A 502-nucleotide genomic window follows, 5' to 3' on the forward strand; every position below is an offset into this window, starting at 1 on the left:
TAGGGCAGGTCTATCTCGTGTGTGGGAAAACTGATATGAGACAAGGAATCGATTCACTGGCTTATCTCATTAAAACCCACTTTGAATTGGATTCTTTCTCAGGTCAAGTTTTTCTCTTTTGTGGTGGACGTAAAGACCGCTTTAAAGTCCTTTACTGGGATGGTCAAGGATTTTGGCTATTATATAAACGCTTTGAAAACGGCAGACTGACTTGGCCCAGTACAGAAAAGGATGTCAAAGCTCTCACACCTGAACAAGTAGACTGGCTGATGAAGGGCTTTTCTATCACTCCAAAAATAAATTCATCAGAAAGTCGTGATTTCTATTGAAATGATGCCTTTCTTTTTAGTATGATAAAGTTAGAAAACAGAGAGGGAAGCCTATGGAAGAAGATTGGGCTAAGATGGGTTTACCAATCACACGTAAGGAAATCTCTAATTGGCATATCAAGACGAGTCAATACTATTAGAGTCCCTTTATAACCTTTTACGAGAAAAGTTGT

The 502-nt window shown here is 38.8% G+C and carries 1 protein-coding gene; it reads left to right on the top strand.

What is annotated here, in order from left to right; translation table 11 throughout:
• The coding region (gene tnpB / locus HT703_RS08660) for an IS66 family insertion sequence element accessory protein TnpB (RefSeq protein WP_172930034.1) at positions 1-329 on the top strand (329 nt) is incomplete at its 5' end.
• Between the last annotated feature and the right edge of the window lie 173 nt (positions 330-502).

The organism is Streptococcus sp. 3874, assembly GCF_013276425.1.
Taxonomy (GTDB): domain Bacteria; phylum Bacillota; class Bacilli; order Lactobacillales; family Streptococcaceae; genus Streptococcus; species Streptococcus pseudopneumoniae.